Here is a 6540-nt window from a genome sequence, read left to right on the forward strand (position 1 = left end):
AGCTAAATTCATCCATAACTTGCTTATGTTTTAAAGGCAGTAGGGTATTTGTACATAAAGATCGCATTCAGTTCAAGTTAAACTACAGCTGATTTACCCACAAATCGCGAATGCGCCCTTAAATGAAAATATTTATATTAATTACAGTGTTAAAGTCAATGGTGTATCCATCGCTGACTTAACGCCAAATCAATATTTTCTTGTACATACCGAACCTGCTGATCCGATGGGTGAGCCAACGCAAAAAAACTATACGGCTACAGTAAGCTTTACAGGTCTAGGCTTAAATAATATTCCAGAAGGTGGTTATAGCGATACATTGTACTTCAGAATTAGTCCTTTGAATTAATCACTTCCCTCGCATAAAAAGCTTATCCAAATCATTCACCGTCATTTTCACCCAGGTTGGGCGTCCATGATTGCACTGATCTGCTCTTGCCGTGTGCTCCATATCGCGTAGCAATTGATTCATTTCCTCAATGGTAATTTGATCATGCGCGCGCACCGCTTTGTGACATGATATAGTTGCTAGGATTGCATGTATATAATCATCCATTGGTTTGGCTTTACCACTGACCTTAAGGCTATTAGCGATTTCCATGACTAGACTTTCAATATGATTATTCTTTAAATAAACTGGGATTGCACGAATCACTAAGGTTTTCTCACCCAGTGCCGAGTATTCAAACCCCAGTTTATTAAGAAGCTCCTCATGCGCATCTAACACATCAAGCAATACCGGACTTATCTCAAAAGTTAAAGGCAATAACAGCACTTGCGATACAGACTCATGCCTTGCCCATAGTGCTTTTACCTTTTCATACAACACCCGCTCATGTGCAGCATGCATATCAACAATAATTAGACCATCTTCCGTTTGTGACAAAATAAAAATGCCATGCACTTGTGCCAAGGCAAAACCCAATGGATAGGTTTTGGCCTCTTTTACAGGCATTGCCTTTGTCATTATTTCTGTCATTGTGACATTTTGATCTACCGTTGCTTCTGTTACCTCATCTATTACCAACGGCATCGCTAATTGCGTTGCATCCTGCCATTTATCTTGTGGCGTTTGTAACTCTACTTTATGAAGTGCTTCTATATCATTGGTATTTTCAAAAGATTGAGCTTCCTCTTTTTGATTAATCAACTGCTCATATAACGTCATATTATTGCGATGATCAGACCTTAAGTGATCAGCATATTGCGTTTTATCACGCCAATTTTGATTTGGCGGGGCTGAAGGCTTATCTGCTATACTAAATGTCAATGAATCAACGTCATTTTCAGTTTCAGATAACTCAGGTAATTGTGGCTTAGTATCTGCCAAGGCATGATGAATTTTAGCAAAAAGAAAATCATGCACTAAACGTGATTCGCGAAAACGTACTTCATGTTTAGTTGGGTGCACATTGACATCCACCGCATGTGGATCGATATTAAAAAACAAGATAAACGCTGGATATCGCTGGTGATGCAATACATCTTTATAAGCTTGCTTTATCGCATGCGCGATAAGCTTATCTTTTATAATTCGTCCATTGACATAAAAGTACTGCAAATCAGCACGTGACTTTGAAAACTGCGGTTTAGCAACCCAACCATATAATTGAAGATCCATTGCTTCAGCTTGAATCAATAAGGCATTATCAATAAACTCATCGCCACAGATATCGGCAATACGCTGTTGCTGTTTTTGTGGTGTATCTGCCACTAGATAAGACTTTACTTCTTTACCATTATGCCAAACGGTCAACGCCACATTAAAATGACAAAGCATAAACTTTTTCAATAGCTCATCAATATGCACATACTCTGTGCGCTCCGCCTTTAGAAATTTGCGTCTAGCAAGGGTGTTATAAAAAACTTCTGCCACTTCAATCGTCGTTCCAATTGGATGAGATGCGGGGATTAATTCATTACCTAATTGGTTATCCACACACCATGCATGTTCATCTTGTGCTGTTCTTGAGGTGATCTTCACTTTAGCAATCGAGCCAATACTTGCTAGCGCCTCACCTCTAAAGCCCATGCTGCTAATCGCTTCAAGCTCTTCAAGTGAATATATTTTGCTTGTTGCATGCGGCATTAAGGTCAATGGCAAGTCATCTTTTTCAATACCCGAGCCATTATCACGTATTAAGATTTTTTCTTTACCACCATGCTCAAGCTCAAGAATGATCTCAGTCGCTCCAGCATCTAGCGCGTTTTCAAATAACTCTTTGACAATCGAAGAAGGCCTTTCAACCACCTCGCCTGCTGCAATCTGGTTGGCTAGCTCAGTGGATAAGACTTTAATTCGCCTACTCATAATTTAATTCCGTTTGAACTTCTTTCTTTATGACATTTTCATTTAGATAATTAGCAATCTGATCGGCAATATCACGCTTTGATGCTAATGGTAATGCTAATACTTGCTGATAATGTTTACTAAAAACCTGCACCTCATTGTGATCACTATAAAAAGGGAACCCGTTATCTGTATTGACTTGATTTAATATTAAGAAATCAAGATTCTTGCGCTGAATTTTAGCTAGTGCATATTCTCGTGCATTATGCGTCTCTGCGGCGAAACCGACACAACACGGTCTGTTTTTTGTTAAGCTTGCAACACTTGCCAAAATATCTTTATTCTTAATCAACTTCAAAGTTAATGCATCACTTTCATCGGTCTTTTTAATTTTCTCAACAGCACAAACTTGTGGGTGATAATCAGCAACTGCAGCTGCTGCAATAAATAGATCTGCTATTTTCACCTTTTCAAGCACCGCATCATACATTTCATTCGCACTTTTCACCTGTACAACATCACAACCTTGAGAAGCTATTAATTGAGTAGGACCTGAAATTAAGGTCACACCCCAACCGATATCAACAAAAGCTTCAGCTAATGCATAGCCCATTTTACCTGAGCTGTGATTTGATAAATAACGCACAGGATCCAACGCCTCAACCGTGGGACCAGCAGTTATTACCACATGTTTATCCGTTTTTATTTTGGGCTTCAATATATGCTTTATAATCGCCTTAGGCTCCATTAAACGCCCATCACCAATATCTCCACAGGCTTGCTCACCCGCATCTGGTGGTAAAATGATAAATTTTCGATTTTTCAATTGATTTACATTCGCTTGTACTGCAGTATTCTGCCACATAACAACATTCATTGCTGGTGCTATAAATATCGGTTTATCCGTTGCAAGAATCACATTACACAGTAAGTCATCCGCCAAACCTAATGCTAACTTGGCAATGGTATTAGCTGATGCAGGAGCAATGACAATTTGATCTGCCCAACGCGCAAGTTCGATATGCTCAATTGGATGATCGGTATATGCAAATAAATCATCATAAACTTTACGTTGTGACAATGCCTCAAAACTTAATTGGGTAACAAAAGCCTTGGCTGATTCAGTTAATAAAACCTTAACCTCACAATTTGCTTTAACAAGCAATCTCGTTAACTCAAGCGCTTTATACGCAGCGATGCTGCCTGTGACACACAATAAAATCTTTTTCATTATTTATAATTAAAAATCCCTAAATTATTGACATCCATACTATACCTATCACGAATCATTTTACAGAATTTTATTGTATTGATTGCATTCCAATTACACCATATGGCATAGGCGCATTTTGAACTTCAATCCCAATAGGGTCACTCGCGGTTTTCAAAAGCGTTTTTTGAGTGGTAGGATTATAGGTTAAATAGACATCATCTGTAGATGCTAAATTTATCGTTGCAAACTCTTTATCAATACTCAATGCAATAAAATGTGCGTAACCATTAGGAAGACTGGCATTATTCTCTGTAATAACGATGACGAACTTGTCACAAGGTAATACCTGCTTAATCGTTTCACCTGAAAAGTTAACCGTTCTATTTAAGGTTATGGAGGGTATTGCCGGAAAGGGAGGATTATATGTATAACTGTAAATATCCATTGAATTTTGATAGGGCAATATCAGGAAATAACTACTTTGATTTTTATATAAAACTTGAGGAGCAGAAACAAGCAATTTATTAGGACTTGGATTAGTATAAACACTGGTTGTTGCCGTAATTATCGGAGCACTGCTTAAGCTGATATCGACAATACGCCCAAGCCCAGAGGCTGTCGACAAAAACAATAGCATCTTTGTTACATTCTGGTTAGCGCTTGCATCAATTGGTAGAACATATGCACTATTAATATTTGCAATTACCCCAAAATTATATTCATAAGTCACCTGGTTACCTGCATTATCAATGATCCATCCCTTGATTTGATCTGAGGTATTTTTAGTAATGATAAAACTATACAGATCATTATATACATTAATAAACCTTGAACTGACAATGATTGTGCCAACAGGTAGCGAGACTCCATAACAAAATACCATACTCAATATGAAGAAAATATATATTAAGATAACTCTCCAAGACAATCGCATATTTATTAACTCCTTTAAGGTGGCAATAGATCCCATTCGGATCCAGGTGGTGGATTACCAGGCGCTACTGAGCTATTATAACTAACATTGGTAATATATTTATCTCCAGTCCCAGGGTCTGTAACCGCATCGCCTTTGTAGTAACGTACATTAGCATTATAGTCCGGAGCTTGAAATTCAGGGATAACAATTCTCCAGCGATTTTGCTGGTTTTGATAGGGGTCACTGCTAGTACTGACAATATTAACAAAAGTTTGATTATCATAGCTAATTTGCAACCCCTCCGTATAAACAATATTTGCATCATATATCAAAGGCAAGTTATCCTGAGGAACTACGCGCCAATTATTACTTTGATCATATGGATCCTTCTTATCGTTACTTTTTTTAACATTGACAAAAGTGAAACCATTAAACGTTACAAAATCGCCAGGATTATATACTTGAGCCTGCCATGGTACAGCATTAAACTGCGCCACATCCCATTTATTACTTGGTGGTGGAGATTGATTAGTATTATTATCGGCCGTGGCAACATACTGTACACTATTATAGGTAATAATATCTCCTTTATAATAGTTAACGTTTGTGTTCCATTGTGGATACGTCCCAGCGGGAATAATTAAACGCCAATCATTAGGGTTATTGTAAGGATCTTCATTAATACCCACATTGATTGGCTTCAGTGATAGAAATACTTGATTATCATAAGTAATATAAATGCCTTTAGGATATTGTAATGCAGGATCATAGTCATCAGGAATTGGTGGTGAAGCACCAATAATTTCATTCCACACTAGAGTTGAAAATGTATTTACTTGTGCCAGATTTTTCAAATCTGCTAGCGTTATCTCCGTCTGATATGCTTTAGTATTGGTAACATCGTAAATGTATAAATCAAGATACCATGCACCATTACTAATAGCCCACCCCTGTACCAACTGATAGGCATTATTATCTGGGAATGCTAAATCGTAATTATTAGCCTGAGGATCAGTATATGTCAATTTACTTGCCATATTATTGACTGTCACCTTTCCTAAATATCCTGTCGTACCATCATTTATTTCACTAGAACCATTCAGTTGAGCAGCAACCAAATTGGTTGAAATAATTACAGGAACATTAACGTTTTGTATTATTTGTGGAATTAAATCATTATTTTGACGGTATTGACTAGGTGCGTTGACAATCGCCACATAATCAGCTTGATGTTGTGTTTGAGAAGTTACCTTTATCTTTGATGTATGTTGTAATACACCTGATGCATTATTTAACGCCAGATTATCTAGAAAAATCGCTTTATTTAAGGTTGATTCAACTGTGGTTGTTAATGTAATAGTCGCACTTCCTGAACTATAGCTATTCACAACAGGACTAATTGGTTTATTAGTATATAAATAATTATTAGATTCCAAAGTATTTTTTAACGCTAAGAACGCACTATTACGTGAGTTATTATAGTTTTCAATAGCTTGATTCTGGACAACACTAGTTTTTAGCATATATAAAATTGAGCCCGATAGTATTGAGACAACTGCGACAATAATTAACGCAATAAGTAATACGCCACCTTGTTGATTATATTTTCTTTTATACATAGCCAACTCATCAAGATAATCCATACCACACAAAGTATAGATCAGTTGTCATTGGTTTTCCTTGTCATTTTAGAAAAAATATCAGAAGTTTTTATGATAAATCCCTATACCACATGCACCCTTAGGTGCCTTTTGAATTGGTATTGTGTTGCGATGTCCCATCGTCTTGCAATGTCGAATAATTTGGCGGTGTCCTACTTTCACATGGCGAATGCCACACTATCATCGGCGTTATTCAGTTTCACTTCTGAGTTCGGAATGGAGTCAGGTGGTACCTAAACACTATTACCGCCAAAATCTTAAGCTTCTTCTAGAAAGCTCTAACAATCTATCATAGAGTAATAACCAAGTCTCTCGGGCAATTAGTACTGGTTAGCTTCATGCATTACTGCACTTCTACAGCCAGCCTATCAACGTCGTAGTCTTCAACAACCCTTCTAGGGGATTTAATCCCGGGAGATCTCATCTTGAGGCTGGCTTCCCGCTTAGATGCTTTCAGCGG

General features: G+C 37.5%; 5 protein-coding genes and 2 rRNA genes. 1 reads left to right on the forward strand and 6 read right to left on the reverse strand.

The features are described from left to right. The first annotated feature begins 226 nt into the window (after positions 1-226). On the forward strand, positions 227-349 hold the full coding sequence (locus tag F3D68_RS11475; RefSeq protein WP_263478733.1) for a hypothetical protein: 123 nt from the start codon (positions 227-229) through the stop codon (positions 347-349). Here F3D68_RS11475 and mutL read toward each other — a convergent pair whose 3' ends face one another. From mutL to F3D68_RS10910, 6 genes are all read right to left on the reverse strand, one after another. Then, on the reverse strand, positions 350-2311 hold the full coding sequence (mutL, locus tag F3D68_RS10885) for a DNA mismatch repair endonuclease MutL (protein ID WP_151194462.1): 1962 nt from the start codon (positions 2309-2311) through the stop codon (positions 350-352). It abuts the gene before it with no gap. Further along, complete coding sequence (coaBC, locus tag F3D68_RS10890; protein WP_151194463.1) at positions 2304-3521, reverse strand: bifunctional phosphopantothenoylcysteine decarboxylase/phosphopantothenate--cysteine ligase CoaBC; 1218 nt, start codon at positions 3519-3521, stop codon at positions 2304-2306. The genes mutL and coaBC overlap by 8 nt, the downstream gene beginning before the upstream one ends. 70 nt (positions 3522-3591) lie before the next feature. After that, complete coding sequence (locus F3D68_RS10895) at positions 3592-4473, reverse strand: hypothetical protein (RefSeq protein ID WP_151194464.1); 882 nt, start codon at positions 4471-4473, stop codon at positions 3592-3594. Next, a complete protein-coding gene (locus tag F3D68_RS10900; RefSeq protein WP_151194465.1) occupies positions 4452-6038 on the reverse strand; it encodes a hypothetical protein in 1587 nt (528 codons plus the stop codon). Before F3D68_RS10900 ends, F3D68_RS10895 begins: the two co-directional genes overlap by 22 nt. Positions 6039-6219: 181 nt before the next feature. Continuing rightward, a 5S ribosomal RNA gene (gene rrf / locus F3D68_RS10905) occupies positions 6220-6334 on the reverse strand. Between the two features lie 45 nt (positions 6335-6379). Beyond that, a 23S ribosomal RNA gene (locus F3D68_RS10910) occupies positions 6380-6540 on the reverse strand; the annotation flags it as partial.

Source organism: Cysteiniphilum sp. JM-1, assembly GCF_008711525.1.
Lineage (GTDB): Bacteria > Pseudomonadota > Gammaproteobacteria > Francisellales > Francisellaceae > Caedibacter.